The organism is Photobacterium iliopiscarium (assembly GCF_003026395.1).
In the GTDB taxonomy this organism is placed as follows: domain Bacteria; phylum Pseudomonadota; class Gammaproteobacteria; order Enterobacterales; family Vibrionaceae; genus Photobacterium; species Photobacterium iliopiscarium.
Genome location: NZ_PYOO01000001.1, coordinates 148,097 through 173,738, shown reverse-complemented (window position 1 = coordinate 173,738; position 25,642 = coordinate 148,097). Strand labels below are relative to the sequence as shown.

The following is a 25,642-nucleotide window of genomic DNA, read 5'->3' as shown; positions in this document are numbered from 1 at the left end:
ACTAAAACTACATATTGATAGTTAATATAGATAATGTGATGTAGATAAGTGTTTTGAAGTAATAATGATGCTTGCGAATAACTCAGATTAAAATAAATTAAGATTAAATGGATATAATTTTAGGTATACTTATTAATAAAACAAACATTTATAAATATTACTATTATTAATGAGGTTGGTATGACAGAGCTAAAAACACGTTGTTATTGGGCTTCCCACTCGGAGTTAGAAGGACAATATCATGATAATGAGTGGGGTGTGGTGAATAAAAATGATTGTTATTTATTCGAATTTTTAACATTAGAAGGCGCTCAAGCAGGGCTTAATTGGTATACCATTCTAAAAAAGAGAGCGAGTTATAAAGAAGCCTTTGAGGGGTATGATATTGATACACTGGCGTCTTATAGTGATCAAGATATTGAAACGCGAATAACTGAAATTATAGCAACGTATGATGTCGTTAGGCACCGTAGTAAGTTACGTTCAGTGTTTACGAATGCACGCGCAGCCCAAGCGTTACAACGTCAATACGGTAATTTAGCAACGCCACTCTGGCAATTTGTTAACCATAAACCTCAATTAAACCAGTGGTCTTCAAAAGATCAAGTGCCGGTTACTACTGTCGAATCATTGGCTTTGAGTCAATTTTTAAAACAGCATGGGTTTAAGTTTATTGGTAATATAACCTGTTATGCTTTTATGCAAGCTGTTGGAATGGTGAATGATCATACGATTAATTGTCATTGTTATCATGGCATTTCAAATGACACAATAAAGTCGTTATAAATATAAAAAAGATCACATTTAATGAGTTAAATTCGTTATCATAATCGAATCCATTTTTCCTTTTTTATGGGGCGTTATGTCTAAAACGGCAGTTAAGTTAATTCAGAAAGTGACCTGGGTTGGGTCTATTGCAAACATTGCTTTAGCATTTATAAAAATTACTATCGGTAAACTTACGGGTAGTCAGGCACTTATTGCCGATGGTGTACACAGTTTTTCTGACTTGGTAACTGATACGGCTATTCTAATTGGATCGCGTTATTGGACAGCACCCGCCGATAAAGAGCACCCTTATGGTCATGGTCGTTTTGAGACGTTAACTAATATTTTTATTGGTTTTATCTTGGCTATTGTAGGTATTGGCATTGGCTGGGATTCATTACATTCAATCAACAGTAAATCACACTCAGAACCGGGTATGTTAGCGTTTAGCGCAGCTGTGATATCTATTGTTGTCAAAGAAGTGCTGTATCGTTGGACAGTTATTCAAGCTAAAAAAATCAATAGTCGAGCTTTATATGCTAATGCGTGGCACCATCGTTCAGACGCATTAAGCTCACTGCCGGTTGCTATTGCAGTGATTGCAAACTACTTTTTCCCCACATTCCATTATTTAGATCAAATTGCCGCTTTAATTGTGACAGCGATGATACTCAAAGCATCATTTGAAATACTATGGCCTGCCATTTTAGAATTGACTGAAGCTAACGCTGATTCTGATATTGAAAAACAAATTCAAGCATATGCAGCTGAAGATAAAGATATTAAAGAAGTTCATGAGATAAGAAGTCGTCGTACAGGCAGTATTATTTTATTAGATTTTCATTTACTGGTTGATCCTGAAATGACAGTTGACCGTGCACATAATATTACCGAAAAATTCACAACACATTTATTAAATGAATTAGATGAAGTTGCCGATATTATTATTCATATTGAGCCATATAATTGTCAAGAGCGAATGCTAAATCCATGTTGCGATGATTGTGGTGATAAAAAGGAATTATAAAATAGGTTTTTTTAATAACAAGACCGATGATTAAAGCGGTCTTGTTATTATGCCATTACAATACAATGATTTTTTTATTGTAATGCTAATAAGATTAATTAACCGTATTTTGTAACCATTTATCAATATCCATCAATACATCATTATGGTACGGATATTCAATGGATAAGTTATTGATAGCTGTTGTAATGGCAGCTGTATTATAAGGCAGATTGAGTAATCGCTGTTCTAATAATTCTAACGGTGCGGGATCAAGACTGTCCGTAAATAGTTTCACTTCAGTGATCACACCTTTATTAACATCAAGGTGTAGCTCTATTCCTCCCCAAGTAAAACGTTCATCTAAGCTATGTGTGAACTGTGGTGTGTTACCAAAATTCCAGTCCCAACGGCTAAACTTAGCAAAGGTTTCATTAAAACCGGCTAATTCAGGCAATGCTTGTGGTGAAATATGTTCAGCTTGAGCATGTTCATTATAGTAATCACAAAACGTCTTAATAATGGCATCACACACCATTTTATGATCAATATTTGCGACTATTTGATTGAGATTTGTTACGCGTGAACGTACTGAGGTGATCCCTTTTGCCGCAAGTTTCTTTTTATCTGGGTTAAGGTAATTTGCCAGTTGAGTTAAATCCGCACTCAATAATAATGTGCCATGGTGAAACCCACGATCCATTGTTTCGCGGTATGCTGAGCCTGAAAACTTACGCTCTCCTTCAATATCTTCTACAACTAAATCATTACGACCCGTTGCTTTTCCTTTTATACCTAATTGTTTTAGCGCGGTAAGTACAATTTCAGTTGATACTGTTTTATTGTAATCAGGCTTTCCTGCCATAAAAGTAAAGTTAGTATTGCCAAGATCATGGAAGACTGTACCACCACCACTTTGGCGACGTGCTAACGTAATGCCATCTTGTTCCATTTTTAGTGTATTACATTCTTTCCATGGGTTTTGTGCTCGACCAATAACAACTGTATTGTCATTGCGCCATAAAAATAACACCCGTTGATGAGGGGACATTGTTCGGAAAATAGCATCTTCAACAGCAAGGTTGAACCATGGGTTAGTTGAGTCTGAAATCAGTACTCTAATTTTTGGCGACATCATGCATACCTGACTAAATGTGGATGCAATGAATTTACCTTGTGATGTGAAAGAGGTAAAGCAGACAATATAAAACAAAAGATGTTGTTGGAAAGCGTTAGTATAAAAAAACCAAATCACATCCTATAAACTGGAACAAATGTGATTTGGTAACATGTTTTTAATTATGGCTCGCCTAGAGAATTTTGTTGTTTTCTAGATCATGAAATGAGAATAGCATCACAAATTTGGAATGAAAACAGCGATAATTGCAAGGTAAGGTTACTATTTGTTGTTGGTTACTGCGATTAATGTAACGAATAAGTAAATGGTTATGGTGAGTTGTGTGGTGTGAGAATAGTAAGGAGGAGGGGAGATGATAAATAATAATCAGTAAGAGCATGGATTGATCACCATGCTACCTCTAATCTATATATGATATGAAAATATTATGTCGAACTAGATTAGTTACTGATTGTTCGTTGTTTGTTCTGTTGGTGTCGGTTGACTTGTTTGGTTAAATACATCATAAGTGATGAAGTAGCCAATCAATAAAATGAGGGGAATAAATTTTATCCACTTGTTCATAATGATACCCAGCCAAAAAATGTTCGGCTACCATACCAGTCTTCTTCTGTAGGTAAATAACCATTAATGAAAAGTTAGGTTTACATTAATGGTGGTTACGATAAGTAAACGAGTTAACCTAATGAATTAAAGGTTGCTTTATGCTCTTATATTTTACTGTTATGAATAAAAAAAGCCGACGTATCGGCTTTTTTTTAATAAGGGGTATTAATTAACAATCAATTAAAAATAAAGGCGCATCACTGATTCAGCAACACAGGCAGGACGACGGCAGCCTTCGATTTCAACGGTAATTTCTTGTACTATTTCTAGGCCACGTTTAATCGGTGTTACGGATTGAATTTTTGTTCTTGCACGAATATTCACGCCAGATTTAACTGGGTAAGGGAATCGAACTTGATTTAAGCCATAATTAACGGTCATTTTTGCAGATGGAAATTTGGGACTTGCAGGATCAACACTTTCTGTTAATACAGAGAGGAGTGAAAGCGTTAAAAAACCATGAGCAATGGTTGTTTTAAAAGGAGATTCTGCCGCTGCTTTTTCTGGATCAGTATGGATCCATTGATGATCGTCTGTCACATTAGCAAAATTATTAATACGTAATTGATCAACAGTTAACCATTCACCAACATGGATTTCTTCACCTAATGATGCAGTGAGTTCATTCATGACTTTGGTTGCTTCAGGATGCATTTCAATCTCAATGGGTTCAGATACTGTGTCACCATTAGATATTGATACAAGGTTATGATCTTTTACCCAAGTTGCAAAGTGGCTGCTATTAGCCTTATTGAGAAATTCGATCCAATAATCACGAATTGATGGTGATAGCCAGTCTTTAAATTCAAACTGGTGATGTGATAACACTTCACGTTTACGTTTGATAAAATCGACTACTTTTACTTTCATAGAGCATAACCTTAGTTTGAAATGCCACACTTTGGTTTGGGGCAGGGCATTGTAGCTATTATTTACAGTAGTACAACTGGTATTTTTTATAACAAATACTTATAAGACTCATCGGATGAGTTAATTTTAAAGGATGTTGATGCTATTACGCAATAATTAAATGGCGTTTTTTTCGATTTTTATAAATCAAGGCAGGTAATCGCAACCAACGTCGCTAAATATTACTTATGATTATAATAAACCATCAGTTCTTAACTGAGGCTGAAATTAATTTAATAGGTACAGGCTATAATAGAAATACTGACCTCATATTGATCATGGAGGAAATAGCTGATGGCATATGAAGCTAATTTTGATGGGTTAGTTGGACCGACACACAATTATAGTGGGTTATCTGCGGGTAATATTGCTTCGCTAGCTCATCAATATCAAGTCTCTAATCCTAAATATGCGGCACTGCAAGGTTTGAATAAAATGCAATCGCTAGCGGATTTAGGACTCATTCAAGGTGTGATCGCGCCACAGATGCGACCTGATATAAAAATGTTACGTCGATTAGGTTTTAGTGGCAGTGATTATTCTGTATTACAACAAGCGTCACAGCAGGCACCTAAGCTATTAACCAGTTGTTATTCAGCATCCAGCATGTGGGCAGCTAACGCAGCAACAGTGTCTCCATCAGCGGATACACAAGATAAGCGTGTACATTTAACGCCTGCGAATTTAGCGAGCCATTTTCATCGTTCAATTGAACATCAAACAACGGCACGTATTTTGGCAGCGATGTTTAATGACGATAATCATTTTTGTCATCATCCACCATTACCAGCATCTGAACAGTTAGGTGATGAAGGTGCGGCTAACCACACCCGTTTTTGTATGCAACATGAAGATCAAGGGCTTGAAATGTTTGTTTTTGGGCGTTATGGCTTTGAGCATAATCAACCATCCCCATCTTGTTATCCTGCAAGGCAAACTTATGAGGCCAGTGCTGCTATTGCGCGATTACATCAGTTAGATCCTCAGCACGTTATTATGGTGCAACAAAATCCATTATTGATTGATCAAGGTGTATTTCATAATGATGTTATTGCAGTTGGTAATCAACAAACGTTACTTTGTCATCAATATGCTTTTTTAAATCAATCTGACGTCTATGCACAACTCCAACAAAAAATGGCAGGGGGGCTTTCTATTATAGAAGTACCCGCTAATAGGGTGAGTGTTAATGATGCGATAAGTAGTTATTTGTTTAATTCGCAATTAGTGACGTTGCCTAATGGTGATGTGAGTTTGATTTTACCGCAGCAATGTCGAGATAACCCTCAAGTGTGGCAATATGTTCAACAGTTACTACAAGCAGATCGTGGCATTAACCGGGTTGATTTATTTGATTTAAGTCAGAGTATGCAAAATGGTGGGGGTCCGGCATGTTTACGTTTAAGAGTGGTACTAACAGAGCAAGAACAGCAAGCGGTTAATCCTGCTGTATTACTGACGGCTACATTATTTAAACGCTTACGAGAATGGGTTTATTTACATTATAGAGATCGATTAGTAGAAGCTGATTTAGTTGACCCATCATTATTATTGGAATCACAAACAGCATTAGATGAACTGACTCGTATTCTTAATTTGGGATCCGTTTATGATTTCCAACGAGAATAATCCGCAGAGTAATTTATAGACTCTCTGCGGATTATAAAGGTAATGGTATTATTTTTTATTAAAGATAGTTGATGCGAAGCTTTTCAGGTTATTGATATCCATTAAATCATCAATACTATGAATTTCTCCCGCTGGCTGCATGAGCAAGGTATGATCAATCTCTCCACCTGGGCTCGCTTGATCGATCATGGTTGGCAAGGCATCTTGAAGGCCAATAATAATATCAGCATCTTCCATATTAAGTTTAGAGGCTAATGTGGTTAGCTTTTCTGTACCAAATAGGGTGGTAATGTTAGTGGCTGAAATATTTGCATTAACGTCATTACTAAGCCATGACGTAGCAATGTGAGATAAATTAGACTGATGGAGATCCTGAATAACAGCTTGAAGATCAATGTGTTGACCTTGAGCATTACCACTTAATAATTCAGAGAGTGCTGAAAAAATACTATTTTCATCGGTAGTTTGAGTATTTGCACGTGATTGATTGAAAAATTGTGCCCCAAGACGAATAATTTCTACCATATTCATACTAAAATCCCTTGCTTGATAAGATTATTATGCAGTTACTAAAAATCGTGATATATAAATGCCTCGCACAAAATCTAATAAGCTCATGTTATATTTTCTATTAAGTCTATTTCTCACGACTATTAATAAGCATGTTATTAATAATAATACAAAAATAAGATTAAATTATCAGCATTTTATGACATTTTAATGTGAGAACAGATTTTTATTGTTATCGAATATTGGATATAGCAACGTTGAGCTAGGCATGTAGTGATAAATTTATTTATAAGAATAATTAAGACAATGTGCGGCAATGCTTGACCTGTTTTAGAGCAAACAGAGATAATGGTAGTCATTAACCAATGAGTGGCAGAATCACTTATTGCAACGAAGAATTGATGGAGTTTCAATGGCAAAGCTAAGCCTACAAGAGCAAATGCTAAAAGCGGGTCTGATTGATAAGAAAAAGCTAAAAAAAGCCGGTAAGACAACGAAGAAATCACGCACACAAGCAAAAGAAGCAAAAGCTGCTGTTGAGGAAAATCGTGTCTCTCAACTTGAGAAAGATAAAGCGCTTAACCGTCAACGTGATGAAGATGCACTGCAAAAAGCATTCATCTCACAAGTAAAACAATTAATTGAAATGAACCGTTTAGATCGTAATAACGGCGATATTGGTTATAACTTTACTGACGGTACTACCGTTAAGAAAATTTATGTTGATAAGTTAATGCAAAAGCAGCTTGTTAATGGTCGTCTTGCGATTGCACGTTACCTTGATGGTTATGAAGTTATTCCAGCCGCCGTTGCTGATAAAATTGCAATGCGTGATCAAGAATCAATTGTGCTTAATAATGTGGTTGATGACAGTATTGTTGATGAAGATGACCCATATGCAGATTTTGTCATTCCAGACGATTTAATGTGGTAAATATTACGCACGATAGAAAAGCCTCTTTTGAGGCTTTTTTTATATTTAAAATATTTGGCAAGAGGATGTTTTAAGTATTATGGTTTTAAGTGTGTCGATAAAAAGTGTTAATACGCTCAGATAAAAGTAATCGTTTGCTCATTAAATGTTGTTTCATGATAGTTGTAATTTAATCCAATAGGGCATATTTTAATGAGAGTATTTATCATTTGCATTGTTGCTGCGGTGATAAATAATAAATAAATATATGATGATAGTGCTGATGAAGATTGTAATTATTCAGGGACTATTATTACGTTGCGATGATAAACGTACTAGGATAACAATAATGAATAATGAAATAACACGTTGGCTGCAACGTGATTCTGACCCTAAATCACGTCAAGAATTACAACAATTAGTGGCTGATAACGCCACGACAGAATTAGCCGATCGCTTTAATGGGCGTTTAGCATTTGGAACAGCAGGCTTGCGTGGCATCGTCGGTGCAGGTCCAAATCGTATGAATCGATTAGTTATTCAAGAAACAGCGACAGGGCTTGGTCAGTATTTACTTCGTACCGATAGCAATGCTGCTCATAAAGGGGTGGTGATTGGTTATGATGGTCGCCCTGATTCGCGTCAATTTGCTCACGACACCGCCGCAGTATTAGCAGGCCAAGGAATTAAGGTTTATCTCACGATTAAAGTGGCGGCAACCCCGATTGTGGCTTTTGGGGTTAAACATTTGCATACCGCTGCCGCTGTTGTTGTTACTGCTAGCCATAATCCGCCCGCTTATAATGGTTTTAAAGTGTATTGGAATAACGGCGCGCAGATTATTCCACCTCATGATGCCGGTATTGCTGTTGAAATAGATAAAGCAACCCAATCTGATTTACATCTTATGGATTTAGCTGAAGCTGAAGCAAAAGGCTTATTGGTATGGCTAGATGATGCTTATTATCAAGATTATCGACAAGCGATAAATGCGACGCCATTATTAAATAATCATCATAACCCACAAGCGATTAGTCTTGCTTATACTGCCATGCACGGTGTCGGTGCAGAGATGGCTGAAACACTACTTGCTGATGCAGGTTTTACTCACGTTTATAGTGTTGCTGCGCAACGAGAGCCTGATGGCGCTTTTCCTACGGTGAAGTTTCCCAATCCTGAAGAGCCCGGCGCAATGGATCTTGTGATAGCAGAGGCGAAACAACATGGGGCTATTTTAGCTTGCGCAAATGATCCTGATGCTGACCGTTTTGCCGTTGCTGCACGTTGTGCTGATGGTGGGTTCCAAATGTTAACGGGTGATCAGGTTGGTACATTATTTGGTTATTATCTACTTAACCATGTGCAAGCATCTGCGCATTTAGTGGGTAATACCATTGTGTCATCAACCTTATTAGGCAAAATAGCCACCGCGCTTGGAGCACAATATTACCAAACATTAACAGGTTTTAAATGGTTAACCAATGTTGCTATGGATCGTCAAACTGATGATCATCAATTCTTATTTGCTTACGAAGAAGCCTTAGGTTACACCATTGGTAATACCGTATGGGATAAAGATGGGTTATCTGCATTAGTAGCCTTTGCGCAATTAACGGCGGAATTAACCACAAAAGGGCAAACAGTTTGGGATCAGCTAGAAGCTATTTATCGTGAATATGGTTTATATCTTAATGCGCAACGTAGTATTGCCCTTGATCCAACAGCAGCTCCTATTGGGGATTCATTGCGTGCAATGCCACCACAAGCGATTGCAGGATTAGCAATTGATAGTACCGAAGATTTTAAAACCTCATTACGTACGTTTGCCGATGGTTCTGTGGAGGCGATTGATTTACCGATCAGTGATGTATTGATCTATCATTTAGAAGATGGTGCACGTGTTGTTGTACGCCCTTCAGGGACTGAGCCTAAATTGAAGTGTTATTATGAAGTGGTAGAACCGATGAGCCAAGAAGAGACATTTGAACATGCTCAACTACGCGCACAAGAAACTATGGATCGATTAATTGCTCAACATCAAGCATCATTGTAATTCAAGTCGTTACAATGTGGTAAAGCTGAACTCTGATTGATTTTCAGTGTATAATCGCAACAGTTTTAATTTGTTTTAGATAACCAAGGGTTTACCATGCACGATCTTAATATATCGTTACCTGATGATTATGAAAAAGAGCCAGAATTACCGATTCCATCAATTGATGATCAAAAGAAAATTGTGGCAGAGCTTAAGCGTTTAGAAGCCGCGGGTGAATTAACCCCTGAAATTTTACACGCATTCATGACAGGTGAGCGTTTACCTGAATAAGATCATGTGATCTTGGCGTAATAAAAAGCCTCTTACTGCTTCAATCATTAATGAAGAGCAGTAAGAGGCTTTTTTATGGATGCTTAATGTGAGATTTAAAGCGCGTTGTGATAACCCCAATTATCATTATGCGCTCTCAAATTAATTGTTTGTTACTGAATCAAAACGGTAATCAACAATATTAAACTTACGTGCGACGATAGGTAATCGTGCCATTATTGTTGTCATGATTAAAATTAATAATGTTGGTAGTAACCAGCTTGCATGCGCTTGGTATAGCGGTAACGTGTCGTTAAATAATTGGTTAAGATCTGCTGGCATTTTACCTAAAATGCTGATGGCATCGATAGTACCAAAGATCATTGCAGTTACTAATACCGAAGTATGCGTTAATGTTGAAACATTCACTGTTGATGCGGTTAATGATGCTAATACTAATGCAATGGCGATCGGACATAGTACCAAGATAGCGGGTAAGCTGACTTTCAAAATATCATTAAGACCGAAATTAGCAATAATACCGGTTAATACCACTATAATTGTTGCTGTAAACCCAAACGAAGCTTTGAACGTTTGCTGGTAGTATTCAGCGCAAGCATTGGTTAAACCAACGGTGGTGGTTAAACATGCCATGATAATAATCGCGGCTAATATCCATTGACCATAAGCGCCAAATTCACCCGCGACATAACGGGTTAAGATCACACTGCCGTTCATGCCATGGGTTGCGATTGAGGTTGACGTAGCACCAACATATCCCATAGCAATATAACAGCCACCCATAAGGACAAAATAGATCATTGCCACTTTAAATGAGATGTTTGCAATGCCTTTTTGTGACACAACGCCTTTCTCTTTAATGGCATGAATGATAACCCAGCCAAAACCAACGGCTGCGATAGCATCCATGGTCATGTAACCTTGGATTAAGCCACTAGTAACAGCACTATGTTGATAGTCTCCATAAGGTGCCGCAGGTACACCAAGTGGAGAAAAGAATGCGGCTAGTCCTAAACCTGCTAAAAGTAAAATCAGTGCAGGCGTCATTACTTTACCGATAAAACTGACTAAATTGCCTGGCTTAAACGCTAAAATTAAGGTTAAAGCTGAAAATATAATAGAGAACGCAACGAGATGATCGGCTTTGAAAAAAGGTTTTAATCCCATTTCATAAGCAACGGTAACTGCTCGTGGCATACCAAACGCAGGGCCAATTGCGGTGAACAATAGCACCCAAAAAGTTGTAGCTAACCATTTAGGTAATGCTTTAGTAAGGTTTTTAGTGCTACCAATACGACCTAGAACAATAATAGTAAAAGCAGGAAGCCCAACAGCGGTGACTAAGAAGCCGCTCATAGCAGATGTTAGTGATGTACCTGCATCTAAGCCCATTGCTGGGGGGAAGATCAGGTTTCCGGCACCTAGAAACAGGGCGAAGGTCATTAGACCAATAGCGAGTAAGTCTTGTGTTTTCAAATGTTATACCTGCATTGTGGTGAATATTGAACAGTAATTAATAACTTAACGGTGTAAGTGTTATTTTGCTGTTTCTTCGTTTAATAATGGTTCCGCAGGATTGCTGAAAGGAAGATATGAAGAGTTGAAACTATCTTCCATCAGCATGGCTGACGGAAGCTTGTCCGCCAGCCTAGCGAATAATCACTAGGATAAAAGCGGAAATAATTCGAGATGTTTTTTTTATCGTTATAGAAGCTGAATCAACCCAAGCGTTAGCCGCCATTGTCGATGCTAAGTGTTTTTGTGTTCTATATTCAAACTGCATTGAATGCATAATTTAGCAACTTCTATTAGTAAATACGTGAATTACGAGTTAAAAATATAAAGAAAACTTAGTGTTGTAAATAACTTTTTTCAAATTTTTTTTTATAGATGTAATAAAAATAAGATTAAAGTGTTTAATATTAATTAGTTAAATGATTATCGTGCATTAGTTTTCATTTTGGTGGCAATATTAATTAGTTTTGTTGTTAGTTGTCGTTATTTTTAATGTGAAATGTAAATGACAGGGTTAGTAATGTACTAACCCTATCAATGATAGGTGGGTGTTAACGGCTTAGTTTACAACAACATTGTTGGTGCTTTTATACTCACGAGAACACAATTTACTAATGACAATAGTAATGCCAACAGGGACTAACCAAGAAGCGTGTGAGCTAAATAATGGTAGCCAGTGTTCGGCAAGTGATACGATTGTTGCGGGCAGTTTGCCTAAAATATTTAGCGCATCAATACTACCAAAGAGTGTTGCTACAATGACTACCGTAGTTTGACTGATAGAGACATGACGTTGTTCTGGTGTTGAATGATTACGGATGAAAAAGGTTGAAATAATTAATGAAATTGAGATCGGACATAAAATTAAAATAGCAGGCAGACTTACTTGAATTATCGTTTCTAAGCCAACATTAGAAATAATTGCCGTAAGTACCATAATAATGGTCGCACTGATTTTAAATTTTACGCCGTAGGTGTTTTTATAATATTCACCATTAGCATTAGTTAAACCTACCGTGGTAGTTAAACACGCCATTAAAGTAATTGTTGCTAATAATAGTTGACCTAATGTTCCAAATTCCCCCGCAGCATAACGTGTCAGAATTTCACCGCCATTGGTAGCTTGTGGTGCGATTTCAGATGATGTTGCGCCTAAATATCCCATAGCAAGGTAACAAAGTGACATAAGAAATGCGTAAATCAGGGCGATGCGAAGCGTGTAGTAAGAAATGGCTTTGTCGCATTTAACACCGGTATTACGAATCGTTTGAATGATAACCCATCCAAAAGCGACAGCAGCGATAGCATCTAATGTCATGTAACCTTGAATAAGTCCATTAACGGTTGGTGCTTTGTGGTAGATTTCAATTGCGGTTGTTGGTGCGCCTAATGGATTGACGATTGCTGAAATGGCCAATAATGCCAACATTGCAATTAATGCGGGTGTCATTACTTTACCAATATAATCAACAAGTTTTCCGGGTTTCAACGCTAAGACTAATGTGAGAGCACAAAAAACAGCAGAGAAAACCATTAATCCATTACCCGAATAAAAAGGTTTTATTCCCATTTCATAGGCAACGGTGACAGCTCGCGGTAATACAAAAGCTGGCCCAAGTGTTGTTAATACTAAAAACCAAAATGAGCGATCCATCCATTTGGGTAATGCTGCCGTTAATTTGTCAGCAGAAGATAAACGCCCAAGAACAACCAGTGTTAATGCGGGTAAACCAACGGCAGTCAATAAAAACCCAGCAATAGCAATCAGCCAGTTTTCACCAGCTTGTTGTGCCATAAGCGGTGGAAATATTAGGTTACCAGCACCGAGAAATAATGCAAAGGTCATAAAACCGATGGCTGCAAGTTCTTTTCTTTTCAAATGACATACCTTAATTCAAATAAAACAATCTGAGTCAGTATGCTGGAAGAGATAATTTAGAAGTGAAATTCATATCCGCCAGCGTTACTGACGAATAAATTAACCGTCAGCGTCAGAGAATGACGACGACGACAGAGTTTAGCGTACAAGCAATCTGTAAGGTTGCTGTAGTTGTAGCATCCAGATTGTTGTTAATGTTATGAGACATAGCTTATACGCTCTAAGAAAGATGAGGCTCAAACTTAATCGGTATTGACGCGCTTGTAAAGCATGATGGGGAAATAAACATTATTTTTTAATCTTGAGTGACCAAATGCTACATAAACAATGGGATTGTCGTCATCATAAAATAGCATCTGGTTGTTTATGTGAGTGCAATTATTATAGATTCAGCAGTTGTGTTTGTAATTCAGTTAATGAAGAAACGGTATAAGTAGGATTAATGCCTTCTGGTCGTGGTTTTTTTTCAGCATTGAGCCAACACGTATCCATACCTGCGTTGATACCACCTAAAATATCTGAATGTGGGTTATCACCAACCATTAGAATATTCTGGCGTTGAGTCATGCTCATTTTTTGACAAGCATAATCAAAAATTCGAATATCTGGTTTTGCTACACCTACTTGTTCTGAAATGATAAGCACATCAAAAAAATCTTTAAATCCGGTACGCTGTAATCGAATCTCCTGTAGTGCAGTAAAACCATTGGTAATAATACCCAATTTTGCATGTGGCTTTAACGCATCAAGGAGTGATTTTGCACCTGTTAATGGCGTACAAATATCAGCCATCGCCATTAAAAAATCATGATTAAGTTGCTCAGTTGATAGAGAAAGGGTTACAGCCCATGATTCAAAACGAATATTTTGTAATTCAGTGGCTGAAATTTTTCCATTTTGATAATCAATCCATAATGGTTTATTAATAGCTTCATAACGTTCGAAATCAGTATTGGTAAAGGTGACATTGTGACGAGAAAACATCAGTTGAAGGCCGCGAAATGCGTCAAAGTGAAACAAAGTTTCATCAGCATCAAATAAAATCCATTGGTACTTCATTAAATGTCACTCTCTATTTTATCGAATAAAAAACATGCGCGATTAACGCTTATTGAGGCGGTTGTAGTTTACTTGAAATATAAAACTATAAGCCAGTAAATCACCGTTAATGTGTTTATAAAATACAATGAATAAGTTTAATCTATGAATTTTTCTTATTGATATAAAATTTTTATTGAACTTAATAGTGTGATATATGTCTACTTATACCATAATCATATCATCTCTTTAAGAGTGAAAACGTAGCCAATTGAGGAAATAAAATGGGCATTTTATCTTGGATTATTTTAGGTTTAATTGCTGGTGCATTAGCGAAATGGTTAATGCCAGGTGAAGATGGTGGCGGTTGGATCGTAACAATGGGACTTGGTATTGGCGGTGCTTTTGTTGGTGGCTTTGTTGGTCAATTTATTGGCCTTGGTCATGCAACGGGTATAAATATTGGCAGTATCATTACTGCAACGCTAGGCGCTTTCATTTTGTTATTTGTTTATAATCGATTTATTCGTTAATAATCATAATATTAGTATTGTTAGTTATCTTGAAAAGCGAATCGTTTCTTACGATTCGCTTTTTTTATGCGTCTATTTTTTGAATATATAAAATATTGTCCTAGAAAACACCTTTTCAACTTTAGAATGATATTTTTATATAAATATTATCTTTGTTGATTTTTTAATATTTATGCGGAAAAGACTATTTTTTTGAATCTTGTGGCTAAAAAGTGATGACATTAACCTTTGGTGTTGCATAAATGTTAGCTGTCGAGCTTAAAGATGTGATTTTTTTTCGCTAAATTAAAAAAGATCGATCACACTGTGTTCAGATTGTTAATGAGTAAAATCATTATTAATCGTTATAAGAATCAGCTGAATTTATAAAAGCTGATATAGCAATTAGCTATTAATCATAACGTGGAGCACAAGATGGAAAAGGGACTTAATAAAACTAAAATAGCGAGCATTATTGCTGGTTTTTTATTAACGAGTGCAGGCGCTCAAGTACAGGCAGCCCCAAGTCATAATAAGAACGTGATCGGTTATTTAACCCAATGGGAGGCATGGAAAGGTACTAATGCTGGTTTTTCGGTAAAAGGTGAAGCGACCCATTTAAACGTAGATATGGATATCTATTCAATTCTTAATTTCTCATTTTTTGGTGTCGCTAAAGACGGAACCTTACACAGTGGTGATTTACGAAATAAGCAGATCTATAAACCAGGTAGTGTGCAAGAGCCGGGACCATTATTACATCCCGATGTATATTCAAGCTGGGATTTCCATATTTTATGGGGTGAATTGGAATATATTCATCAATTCCCTGTTGATGAACCATGGGATGCTGAAAATGCAGAAAAAGTAAAAGCCCAAGGTTTTGTGAAAAGTGGTAATGGTTGGCGTCATACACCAACAGGCATTGAAGGTAATATGCCTATTCCTCTTAAAAAAGAAGGTGGTGCACCGGGTCTGATTGATCTTGCTAATCAAAAAGGCGTTAAGGTCATGGCATCGTTAGGGGGATGGAGCATGTCTAAGCACTTCCCTGAAATGGCGGCAGATCCTGTTAAAAAAGCCCGTTTCCTTAAAGATTTAGATAAGTTAATGGCATTAGGTTTCCATGGTATTGATATTGACTGGGAATATCCTGGTTTTGGTGGCATGAACTTCGCAGGAGATCCAACAGATTTTGCTAATTTTGAACAATTAATGGAAGATATCCGTAAGCGTATTGGTCCTGATAAATTACTGACCGCTGCATTTTCCGCATCAACGGCTAAACTTGAAGGGTTTAATTGGCCACGCCTCGTTAAATCAATGGATTACTTTAACATGATGACGTATGACCTTAACGGGGCATGGTCAAATGTTACCGGTCATAATGCGCCATTGTATCCATACCCAGAAGAAGAATATGCTGGATTAGATTTAGAAACTCTTCGTATTTGGATGGCAGAGCAAGGCATTCCATCAGAAAAAATTAACTTTGGTGCTGCGTTTTATGGCCGAGGGGTTCAAACCACAGAAGCTGAAGCCTATTTAGGCGCACCAACGGATAAGCGTATTTATAATATGTCTGTTGATGGCCCATTACTCAGTGCCGTTGATGTTGATAACTGGAAAGAGTTTGAAGGCTCACCAAATTATAACTACATTGTTAAAACTGCTGGGTGGGAACATAAGTGGGATGCGAATGCAGAAGTCCCTTATGCTGTAAAAGGTAAATATTTCTTAAGTTATGACGATGTACCTTCGATTAAGAAGAAAGCACAATATATTGTTGATAATGATTTAGGTGGCGTAATTGTATGGCAAGTTCATGGTGATATTCAGTGTGAAGGTACTTTTATTAACCATGGCACTAAGTTAAAAGAATGTACTAAGCTTAGTTCCCCGTTAGCAGAAGCGATCGATGACGTCTTTAGTGCCAATACTGTTCCCAATACTGCACCTGAATTAACCGTACCGAGTGCGCAAGTCGCCATGGCTGGTGAGACTATCAGCTTTATTGTTTCAGCAACTGATGCTGATGGTGATCGTTTAAGCTTTAGTTCGAGCGAAGCCCAAGTGGCTGATAACGGCGATGGCACTGCAACGGTTACTTATACAGCGCCTAATTCAGCGATAGACACAGTGACTTCAGTAATGGTTAAGGTAACTGATGGTCGTAAAAGTGCAACGAAATCTGTTGTCATTAATGTGAAAGGTTCTGGTGTTGTTGAAAATACAGCGCCTGAATTAACAGTACCAGCAACGGTTGATGTCGAAAGTGGTCAGAATGTTGTTATTACAGTAACAGCGACAGACGCTGATGGTGATGCATTGACTTATTCTGCATCAACGGGTGAGGTGGCTATTACTGAAGGCGGAGCAAAGATTACTGTTACCGCACCCACAGTTACAACCGACACGACAATGAATGTTGTGATTACCGTTTCTGATGGCAAAGCCTCGACTCAACAAACTGTTGTCGTAAATGTAATTGCGGATGGTGGCGCTATAGGTGATACGTGGAATGCCGATACTATTTATAACAGTGGTGATACCGTGGTTTATAACGGTATTACATATACTGCACAATGGTGGACAAAAGGAGAAGCGCCTGGAACATCATCTGTATGGATAGAAGAAGATACGGGTGAAGTGGGAAGTTGGTCTGCGTCTAAAGTTTATAATGGTGGCGATGAAGTGCTTTTTGATGGAAATAATTACCAAGCCAAATGGTGGACTAAAGGTGATCAACCTGGTAACGCTAATGGCCCTTGGGATCGTATCTAACCTTATTTAATTAACGCTAATAGCGAATTAACAATTAAAGCCCCATAGCGTGATTTATTACTGTATGGGGTTTTCTTTTATATTCATCGTCTGTATTGAAAATATATAATTAATGGCATTGTTGTTTAAACAAAGAAATGCTGTGTAGCTATTAATAAGCGATAATGTTCCTACTATAATTACGTTCACTATTAAGTGAACGTAATTATTTAACTAATAATGTTTCAATATTAATTTTATTTAATCTATAGCGTAGGTGTTATGTGTTAATTAGTGTTTGTATGAATAATAACCATAAAGTCATAGTGAAGTTTAATTTGTATCAAATGTGATAGTTAAAGTGTGTTTATTATGATATTTTATTAAGTATTAATATATAAATATAAAATATATACCTCCATTTTATTGATTTGGATTATCAATATTTAATGAACATAAGTTTATTAAATATTAATGAATTAATTACTAATCAATTTATTAGCAATATATATGATTGTTGCATGATTAGATCTATATGTGGATAAGTTAAAATAGTTAAATGAGGGATTATGAAAAATAGTAAATTACGTCGTATTGTTTTCGAATTAAAAGCAAATCTAAAACATTGTAAATATGGTCTTAAAAATAAAGATTCGTTTAAATGTAGTAATGAGTTAAGTCCTATTACTGGACGGTTCTGGACGCATCAATATCAATTAGCATCAGGTATTCAATCAGATAAGTATTTGTCTGAGACTTATTATCATAATCGTGTTGAAGGTAAGCTTAATAACTATACTGTTGCTGGTTATCTTGATCACAAAGGCTATATTGATACTGTATTAGGTTCACATACAATAAAATGTTTGATTAATAAAATCTCTAATTGTATTTATGATGAAAATAATGAAATAATCACTATTTCTCAAATGGTTGATATTTTAACAGCAGAAGATGGACGTGAATTTGTTGTTAAAGTAAGTTCTGGTACTGGTGGTGGTATTGGGGTAACAATTGGTACATTTGCAAAAGTTAAAACAACGATTGAAAAACTATTAAATAATAAGACTGATTTTATTATTCAACCATTAATCTCTCAGCATCCTGAGCTAAGTAAATTTAATCCGACATCAATTAATACTTTACGATTAATGACAATGCGTTGTCATGGTGAAATTCATTTTGTTTCTGCAATTTTACGTATGGGTAATGGTGGCCGTGTAGATAATGCGTCTAGTGGTGGCATCTCTATTGGTATGGATATTTTTGGGAAATTAAATAAACGTGGATTTAATTATTCGTTAAATAAAATTTTCTATACTCATCCATTTTCAAATATTGATTTTGCTGATGATCATCATGTTCCTCATTTTGATGAGATTGTTGCATTAGCAAAAGAAAAGCATAAGAATTTAAAGAGTCAGGATTTGGTGTCATGGGATTTAACAGTAGATCAAGATGGCGTTATATCTATTGTTGAATATAATATTCTTTGGTCTGATATTAGTTTCCACCAAGCGAATAATGGGCCTGTTTTTGAACCATTTTTTGATTTTATTAAAGAATTAAATACTAAAAATCCAAAGAAAATAACAATTTAATATTGTATTTTATGGTGCTGGAGCCCGTATGATTGATTATCATACGGGCTTTTTTTATGCTTTTATGCAGCTTGTGGTTGAAGGTAACCTAACCAAGCTGTTTGATAAAGTTGGTGTGATTGTTGACGTAGTTGATTAATTTGTGCTGTTTCAAATTCAGACAATGGGCGCTGTTGCTGTTGTGCTAAACGTTCGATATGTTGAATTTTTTCATAAAGATCATGTTCTGAACCATTTTTTATGGTTGATATTTCATCTAAGTGTAGCTGAACTTCAGTAATAATTTGGCTGTGAGGTAAGCGAACTAAGACGTTTAAATCACGGTAACCTGATGGGGTCGGATTTTTAAAACGATTCTTTACACTAACAATTGTCGCTTCTTTTGCGAGTAGTTCATAAGCTTGTACTAGTGCTGGTATATTTTTAGCAACAATAGAGCCTCGTGCAATATCGGTTATTTTATCTGTTTCACCTTGCAACTCGGTCGCGATTTTTTGCTGTGAACGTTGCACTGATTTAATTTCAGGAATAATAATATTTGTTGTTGATGCTAAGCTGACACTCTGCAGTAAGGTTTGTAACTCAATTTGTGCATGAGTTGACGCTAAGTAAAGCGAATCAAAATTACGAAAGGGTTGACGTAAGTTATTATCTTTCCATGATTGAATACTGTATAGACCACTTAAATCACGCTGAAAAGCTTTACGGCTTGCTTGTGTTTGGCGTGTTTGTGATTGATCGTGGGTATTAAAAGCGGGAGCGATCGCTGGAGCCGCTACAACAGTGCGGCTAAGCATGCAAAAAAGAACAAAACTTGTACGTAAAACAGATTTTATGTTCATTAAACAACTCCTAAAAATACTGCAAATGCAATATCGAAACATACTAAAACGGGTAGAGCTAAAAGGTGGTATGTTAGTTGTAATGTGCTATCTGTTTACATGTTAGTAACTTTACCTTGAATGGGACTTGAATACTGTGCTGATATTCATATTTTTGAATTATTTATTACAGTTTATTTACATTATTGATAATCAATAAGCGGATATGTAACAACAGTAACCGTTGTTTTGCATATGACATGTGAGTTTTGTCATAAATGATGTTATCAAATAGAGGTAAAATACGGCATAGTAATGAAATAACTATCCATGTCTTATGAAGGGAATAAAATGCAGGAAAATCTATTAATTGGCTTCGTTGTAATTTGGTTAGGTTTAACTGTCGGGAGTGTGATGTTATTCCAGCGTGGTAATGATGTAGTGAAAAAGCGACGTTTATGGCCAATTTATACTGTGTTTAGTAATGTTGTGATTGGTGGTTTTATTATTTTTATGCAGCCACCAGTGGCATGGATGATTTCAATATTGATCTTACTCGTTCCGGTTACTTTATTGACGATTAGATCAACAAAATTTTGTGATAGTTGTGGTCAAGCAAGCCGTTCTCCTTTTTTTATGAAGCCGCCACAAACGTGTAGTCATTGTAAAAAACCATTATAAATGATGTGATAACATGATAAAAACCACTGTCATGATGATATCAGAGAGTGGTTTTTATACTTCAGTTTTAATCGTAAGTGGAAAGTGATTAAATTGAATTCCCGCTAAGCCTGAGATCATAAATTGACGAATGTTTTGATGATCATTATTTTGTGGGTATTGAAGTACATCATTACGATAAAAGGTACCAAAACAAGCCAACGTTTCAGCTTTTGATAACTGATGCAGTTGTGAAAATGCAAATATTTTACACGATCCTTCGTTAGTACCTGCAATATTAAGAATAGTATTATCTGTTGTGCCATTTATAAATTGAGTAGGTTGATAATAATAGTGTTTATTGATAATGGTTATAATATCTTGAAAATTAATATCATTTGGCATGTTTTTGATTTTTTCAATAATAATATTCATATCCTTCCTTATAATTATAAATGCATAAAAATAAGGCTAGCATAATGGCTAGCCTGTTGAAAAAATATTAATTAACGGCGTTTATTGGCTAATGTTTTTAATTCGTAATCCAGTTCGTCTGGGTAGATAACAAGGCCTTCTTGTTCTGGAATAGGAAAGACAACAAGAGCAAGTTCATCATCTTCTAAGCCATGAGTCCAGCGGCTGTGCCATTTGTTTAATGAAATTGCCTCCGCTTTGCATGTTTCCCATTCGCCTGTTGCCCATGCTTCTGCAAATTCTTTATTTGGCCAAACAGGGACACAATCTTCATCGTCAGTATTGAGCATAACGCATCCATGCTCATCGATAAGAATCCATATTTCACGATTAGCAACAACTTCTTTTACTAAGTGTTTGTAACGTTTTTCAGCATCAAAACTTTGAATTGTTTCAATCATTGCAGCATCTAATGGCGTCGACATACTGTAGTCCTATTTATTATGCATGTTCTTTATAAGCAAGGATAAAACAAAAGTTGAGTAACGTCTTGTGTTATCCGCGATTTTTTCTCTAGTAATAGATGTTGCGGTTATTTTAAAGATGTCTAAATAGTTGTATTTTTATGGGAAGTTTAATGTACAAAAAAACAATAAAATTCAAGATATTATTTTTTTATTTTTTTAAAAGATAAATAAATCATATGAATTTTTTTGAGATGTATTTCATTAATCTAATGAAATATAACAAGTATATAGTTATTAATGTTATTAATTATTTAAAAGTTGACTGTTTTTGTTGCTATTCTTAATGTTGAAACAATGCAAAACACACTGAAATTACCTATATTTTTTAATATAAATTAAACATAGTTATTTTCTTAAAAGGTGACTCTAATGGTGGCTGTAAATGATAAAAAAAAGAGTAATGGACGTCTTGTTGCCATGGGGTGTACTTACGAGCCTTGGATTGCATTATTAGAACAAGCGGGTTGGAAAACACATTGTTGCTATGATTTACGAACGGCTGACGCGATATTAGAAGAATATAGTCCGTGTGTTTGTATCGTTGATTTAAGTAATAATGACTTTAGTTTAAATAGTATTTCTCAACGAGCGAATAAAACTAAACATGTAAAATGGATTGCTATTATTAAAAAAGAACAATTAAGAATTGATTCTATTTGCCAGTTTATAAATAATTTTTGTATTGATTTCTTTTCTACACCAATACCATCAAGTCAATTATTAGATACCGCTGGACATCAATTGGGCATGTTAGAAATTGAATCAACATCTTCAGTTGAGGTTAATCATCAATGTGAAATTGGATTATTTGGTGAATCTAAATCGATTAAGCATTTGAGAGATATGGTAAAACGGGTGTCGATTACCGATGTTAATGTTTTATTGAGTGGTGAACAAGGTGTTGGAAAAGAGCTGATAGCTAAAACGATTCATAATTTAAGTAAACGCCGTAATGATGATATAACCGTCATTAACTGTTCTTCATTATCGGAAGGTGATCACCGAGTTCGTTTTTTAGAACCGATCCAAGATATAGACTATAGCGATGTGATTAAGAACGGAACCGTCTTATTAAATAGTGTCGAAGAACTCTCTAAGCCATTACAGTTGAAGTTACTTAATTATTTACAACAACCAGAAAATGGCAAATTAAATGATCAAGAATATTTTGATGTTAGAGTTATTACATCATCAAGTATTAACTTAGAACATGCTGTGAAAAATGAGATATTTAATGAAGAGCTTTATTATCGATTAAATGTATTTAATGTTGCAGTTCCAACTTTAAGAGAACGTGGTGCGGATATAATATTATTGGCAGAACATTATTTACAACAATTCGCTAAAGAATATAGTACGCGAGCAATGCATTATAGTGAAGATGCCAAGCAATTGTTATTACGATATAACTGGCCTGGAAATGTACGAGAGCTAATTAATCAAGTTAAGCGGGTTTCACTATTAAATGATGGTAATGAAGTGAGTTTAGAACATTTTGATTTACCAAAAAAAAGCAGTAATAAGCAGAGCTTACGCACAATAAAAGATGAGGCTGAAAAAGGTGTTTTGGTGACGATGCTTGAAACACATAAAGGACAAGTTGCATCTGCTGCAAAAGATCTTGGTGTTTCTCGTGCGACGATGTATCGCCTACTTAATAAGCATAATATTATTCCAGATGTGCGTTATTATAATAGTAATTATATGGCTGAATAGTCATGCTTTTTTTAGTGGATTAATCGTCAAAGTAAACAATAGTGGGCAGTGATCACTGAGTGTGAATTTTGAAAGTTGTTGTTTATTATAATTAATTTGATGTTGGCTGAGAGCATTGATATTTGTTGTAGCAAAAAGGTGATCAATCAGTTTTCGGTAAGTGCGATAGCGTGATTTTTTATTCGTTAATGTAACGGTGCAATGAGCATTAATCGGTGCAGATAGCTGATTAATCATAGCTGGGGTGTTGGTTATTTTTTTTATGAAATGTTGGCTGTCGATGATCTGGTGATTAATATCACCTACAATTATTAACGATTGTGATGTTTGTTGTTGAGAATTCATCCATTGCTTAATTAAAGCCAGTTGTTGTGTGAGAGTTTTGCATGCTTTGCTTTTTTGTTTAGAGAGTTGTTTATCAGTAAAACAACCGGATTTAAGGTGAAGGTTAAGTAATGTAATCGGTTGTTGATTAATAACGATTTTTATAATACTGCCATAGCGTAATTTGTTTTTAAAAGGCTTTGGAATACCCATCGCTATTGCTGGAGAACTGAGTTGCGATAAGTCAGTAATATCATCGACTATAATATGATGCTTAACTGCAAATCCTGTGTATTGGTTATTTTTTTTGAAATTATCTTGTGAATTGTTAACACGATCTGAAAAGTAGATTTGGTATTTTTGTGGATCAACCACTTGATGTAAAGCATCAGCATTGTCGACTTCTTGAAATGCAAGAATATCAGGTGAGTAGGTTGTGAATAATTGCCGTAGAGCCTGATAATCAGTAGCAGATCGAACAACCGGCGATGTTGGCTTTGTTGATAGCCACTGCATATTCCAACTCATTAAAGTAAAAGGTTGTGCGTGACTTTTATTTATACTGACAGAAAATACGATGAAGAATAGAGTAGCAAAAGAGAAATAAGACATAGTTATTATGGTCGTTATAATTAATAGAACCTTGACTGTGCCTGATATTATTTAAATACCGCATTATTTATAATTTGTTAACATGATAATGCAATAGTCATTATGTTTAAGTGTAATTATGTCCTTACACATTTCATTTTTTATGTGCTGCTATATTTATTTCGACCTGATTCTTTGGCGTTGTAAAGGTGACTATCAGCGGTATCAATTAATTGGTTTGGACGTTGATTCATTTGCCATGAGGCAATACCTTGGCTAACAGTAACAAAATCATTTATATGCGAGCATGGATGTTCAATAGCTAATGTGGCTAAATTTTGTTGAATACGTTCAGCTACACGACGTGCACCGTTTATATCAGTATTAGGTAATAACACTACAAACTCCTCACCGCCATAACGCGATACAGTATCGTTATGTCTCATTAAGCTATTACGAATTGTTGTCGCGACAGATTTTAAGCAGATATCTCCTTTTACATGCCCTTGTGTATCATTAAAAAGTTTAAAATAGTCAATATCAATTAAAATAATAGACAGTGGAATATTGTGATGTTTAGTGTTAATAATTTGTTTATCAATAGTAAAATCAAAAAATCGACGATTATTTATTTGGGTTAATTGGTCTGTAAACGATAATTTAGCGAGTTGTTTAAGTAAGCGCTTATTATCATGTTCTTGTGTAATGCGTGCAGTAAACCATTTAAAAAGTAGCTGTCTGCCAGATTCTATAATAATCAGGGTAATTGCAAGTTTTGTGAAAGCAAACAATAGGTCAAAGCGAGGGTCTGTAATACTGTACCATGTCGTAAAAATTAATATAGGCAGGGTTGCAAGGTAGACGGCAGCGCGGTAAGTATAAAAACTGAGTAGAACGACAAGAAATAAAAGATTACCGACTATTTCGACAATAACATAGGCATGTCCTAAGTTATTCAGGTTAATAATAGCGCCTCCCCACGTAGTACCAAACAATAATGCATAAATGGATGAGATGATTTTGTAGTGGTTGAGTGTCTTATTATGCGCAAAAAACAGCCAACCAAAGGCAAATAGCAGTCCTTGAATGGCAAAATTTACCGTTGTTAAAAATAAATTGTTATTTTCTTCGTGAACATAATCAATCCAAATAACAATAGTAATTAATAGTAATGTAATTAAAGAAACTTTAGATGCCCAGATAAAGCCAATGCGTAAATTTTTATATATTGTATCGTCAATACGAGTATTTAGTGATGAAAAATACATTCGGTTACATCCATAGTTATTGTGTATAGAATAGTCTCAAGAATTACTCGAAAGGCAAGTGATTTTTTTTAAATTTTCACTGAATGTGATAATAAATTTATTGACAATGAAGTTTACAAATAAGCTTACATTCAAAATTTTGGGGCGGCTCATAATCATCGTTCACAAGACAAACTGCTCGTGATAAAAATTGATCTCGATCAATGTT

The 25,642-nt window shown here is 35.7% G+C and carries 22 protein-coding genes; 11 read left to right on the top strand and 11 right to left on the bottom strand.

Translation table 11 applies throughout. The features are described from left to right. The first annotated feature begins 180 nt into the window (after positions 1-180). Both C9J51_RS00760 and C9J51_RS00755 read left to right on the top strand, forming a co-directional pair. Positions 181-786: a DNA-3-methyladenine glycosylase I gene (locus tag C9J51_RS00760; protein ID WP_045040128.1), complete on the top strand. Its 606-nt coding sequence runs from the start codon at positions 181-183 to the stop codon at positions 784-786. A gap of 76 nt (positions 787-862) precedes the next feature. Next, complete coding sequence (locus C9J51_RS00755; RefSeq protein WP_045040129.1) at positions 863-1,795, top strand: cation diffusion facilitator family transporter; 933 nt, start codon at positions 863-865, stop codon at positions 1,793-1,795. Between the two features lie 94 nt (positions 1,796-1,889). On the opposite strand, the gene C9J51_RS00750 is transcribed toward C9J51_RS00755, so the two are convergent. Then, the gene (locus C9J51_RS00750) at positions 1,890-2,909 is read right to left on the bottom strand and encodes a lipoate--protein ligase (protein ID WP_107236502.1); all 1,020 of its coding nucleotides are present in this window, start codon (positions 2,907-2,909) and stop codon (positions 1,890-1,892) included. A 789-nt stretch (positions 2,910-3,698) separates the two neighbouring features. Further along, the gene (locus C9J51_RS00745) at positions 3,699-4,388 is read right to left on the bottom strand and encodes a MaoC family dehydratase (RefSeq protein WP_045036446.1); all 690 of its coding nucleotides are present in this window, start codon (positions 4,386-4,388) and stop codon (positions 3,699-3,701) included. Positions 4,389-4,718: 330 nt separating this feature from the next. Between C9J51_RS00745 and astB the strand changes: the two genes are divergently transcribed. Continuing rightward, a complete protein-coding gene (gene astB / locus C9J51_RS00740) occupies positions 4,719-6,056 on the top strand; it encodes an N-succinylarginine dihydrolase (RefSeq protein ID WP_107274784.1) in 1,338 nt (445 codons plus the stop codon). 48 nt (positions 6,057-6,104) lie between these two features. On the opposite strand, the gene C9J51_RS00735 is transcribed toward astB, so the two are convergent. After that, positions 6,105-6,587, bottom strand: a complete 483-nt coding sequence (locus C9J51_RS00735; protein WP_045036448.1) for a YidB family protein — start codon at positions 6,585-6,587, stop codon at positions 6,105-6,107. 391 nt (positions 6,588-6,978) lie between these two features. Between C9J51_RS00735 and C9J51_RS00730 the strand changes: the two genes are divergently transcribed. From C9J51_RS00730 to C9J51_RS00720, 3 genes are all read left to right on the top strand, one after another. Further along, positions 6,979-7,500: a DUF2058 domain-containing protein gene (locus C9J51_RS00730; RefSeq protein WP_045036449.1), complete on the top strand. Its 522-nt coding sequence runs from the start codon at positions 6,979-6,981 to the stop codon at positions 7,498-7,500. A gap of 328 nt (positions 7,501-7,828) precedes the next feature. After that, on the top strand, positions 7,829-9,532 hold the full coding sequence (locus tag C9J51_RS00725; protein WP_045040130.1) for a phospho-sugar mutase: 1,704 nt from the start codon (positions 7,829-7,831) through the stop codon (positions 9,530-9,532). A gap of 96 nt (positions 9,533-9,628) precedes the next feature. Next, positions 9,629-9,805 carry an ATPase gene (locus C9J51_RS00720; RefSeq protein ID WP_045040131.1) on the top strand — a complete coding sequence of 59 codons (177 nt, stop codon included), beginning with the start codon at positions 9,629-9,631 and terminating at the stop codon, positions 9,803-9,805. A 141-nt stretch (positions 9,806-9,946) separates the two neighbouring features. On the opposite strand, the gene brnQ (C9J51_RS00715) is transcribed toward C9J51_RS00720, so the two are convergent. The 3 genes from brnQ (C9J51_RS00715) to yjjG form a co-directional block, all read right to left on the bottom strand. Continuing rightward, positions 9,947-11,281, bottom strand: a complete 1,335-nt coding sequence (brnQ, locus tag C9J51_RS00715) for a branched-chain amino acid transport system II carrier protein (protein ID WP_045040132.1) — start codon at positions 11,279-11,281, stop codon at positions 9,947-9,949. Between the two features lie 598 nt (positions 11,282-11,879). Further along, positions 11,880-13,199: a branched-chain amino acid transport system II carrier protein gene (gene brnQ, locus C9J51_RS00710; protein WP_082064157.1), complete on the bottom strand. Its 1,320-nt coding sequence runs from the start codon at positions 13,197-13,199 to the stop codon at positions 11,880-11,882. A gap of 381 nt (positions 13,200-13,580) precedes the next feature. Beyond that, positions 13,581-14,258, bottom strand: coding sequence for a pyrimidine 5'-nucleotidase (yjjG, locus tag C9J51_RS00705; protein ID WP_107250322.1), 678 nt, complete (start codon positions 14,256-14,258; stop codon positions 13,581-13,583). A 263-nt stretch (positions 14,259-14,521) separates the two neighbouring features. On the opposite strand from yjjG, the gene C9J51_RS00700 reads away from it, so the two are divergent. From C9J51_RS00700 to C9J51_RS00690, 3 genes are all read left to right on the top strand, one after another. Continuing rightward, a complete protein-coding gene (locus C9J51_RS00700; protein WP_045036454.1) occupies positions 14,522-14,770 on the top strand; it encodes a GlsB/YeaQ/YmgE family stress response membrane protein in 249 nt (82 codons plus the stop codon). Positions 14,771-15,184: 414 nt separating this feature from the next. Next, on the top strand, positions 15,185-17,533 hold the full coding sequence (locus tag C9J51_RS00695) for a glycosyl hydrolase family 18 protein (RefSeq protein ID WP_045036455.1): 2,349 nt from the start codon (positions 15,185-15,187) through the stop codon (positions 17,531-17,533). Positions 17,534-18,081: 548 nt separating this feature from the next. Continuing rightward, positions 18,082-19,113 carry a sugar-transfer associated ATP-grasp domain-containing protein gene (locus C9J51_RS00690; protein WP_045040133.1) on the top strand — a complete coding sequence of 344 codons (1,032 nt, stop codon included), beginning with the start codon at positions 18,082-18,084 and terminating at the stop codon, positions 19,111-19,113. 62 nt (positions 19,114-19,175) lie between these two features. On the opposite strand, the gene C9J51_RS00685 is transcribed toward C9J51_RS00690, so the two are convergent. Beyond that, positions 19,176-19,955 carry a RelA/SpoT domain-containing protein gene (locus tag C9J51_RS00685; protein ID WP_045036457.1) on the bottom strand — a complete coding sequence of 260 codons (780 nt, stop codon included), beginning with the start codon at positions 19,953-19,955 and terminating at the stop codon, positions 19,176-19,178. Positions 19,956-20,285: 330 nt separating this feature from the next. Here C9J51_RS00685 and C9J51_RS00680 point away from each other — a divergent pair, with 330 nt between their 5' ends. Continuing rightward, positions 20,286-20,615 (top strand): hypothetical protein, encoded by a 330-nt coding sequence (locus tag C9J51_RS00680; RefSeq protein WP_045036458.1) that lies wholly within the window; start codon positions 20,286-20,288, stop codon positions 20,613-20,615. Positions 20,616-20,669: 54 nt separating this feature from the next. On the opposite strand, the gene C9J51_RS00675 is transcribed toward C9J51_RS00680, so the two are convergent. Together C9J51_RS00675 and C9J51_RS00670 are read right to left on the bottom strand one after the other, a co-directional pair. Beyond that, positions 20,670-21,029, bottom strand: a complete 360-nt coding sequence (locus C9J51_RS00675; RefSeq protein WP_107236507.1) for a HopJ type III effector protein — start codon at positions 21,027-21,029, stop codon at positions 20,670-20,672. Positions 21,030-21,100: 71 nt separating this feature from the next. After that, a complete protein-coding gene (locus C9J51_RS00670) occupies positions 21,101-21,493 on the bottom strand; it encodes a DUF2750 domain-containing protein (RefSeq protein WP_045036460.1) in 393 nt (130 codons plus the stop codon). A gap of 411 nt (positions 21,494-21,904) precedes the next feature. Here C9J51_RS00670 and C9J51_RS00665 point away from each other — a divergent pair, with 411 nt between their 5' ends. Beyond that, the gene (locus C9J51_RS00665) at positions 21,905-23,251 is read left to right on the top strand and encodes a sigma-54-dependent transcriptional regulator (protein ID WP_045036461.1); all 1,347 of its coding nucleotides are present in this window, start codon (positions 21,905-21,907) and stop codon (positions 23,249-23,251) included. On the opposite strand, the gene C9J51_RS00660 is transcribed toward C9J51_RS00665, so the two are convergent. Then, positions 23,252-24,091, bottom strand: a complete 840-nt coding sequence (locus C9J51_RS00660; protein WP_170073302.1) for an endonuclease/exonuclease/phosphatase family protein — start codon at positions 24,089-24,091, stop codon at positions 23,252-23,254. A 236-nt stretch (positions 24,092-24,327) separates the two neighbouring features. Further along, positions 24,328-25,434, bottom strand: a complete 1,107-nt coding sequence (locus tag C9J51_RS00655; protein ID WP_045040138.1) for a GGDEF domain-containing protein — start codon at positions 25,432-25,434, stop codon at positions 24,328-24,330. Positions 25,435-25,642: the final 208 nt, after the last annotated feature.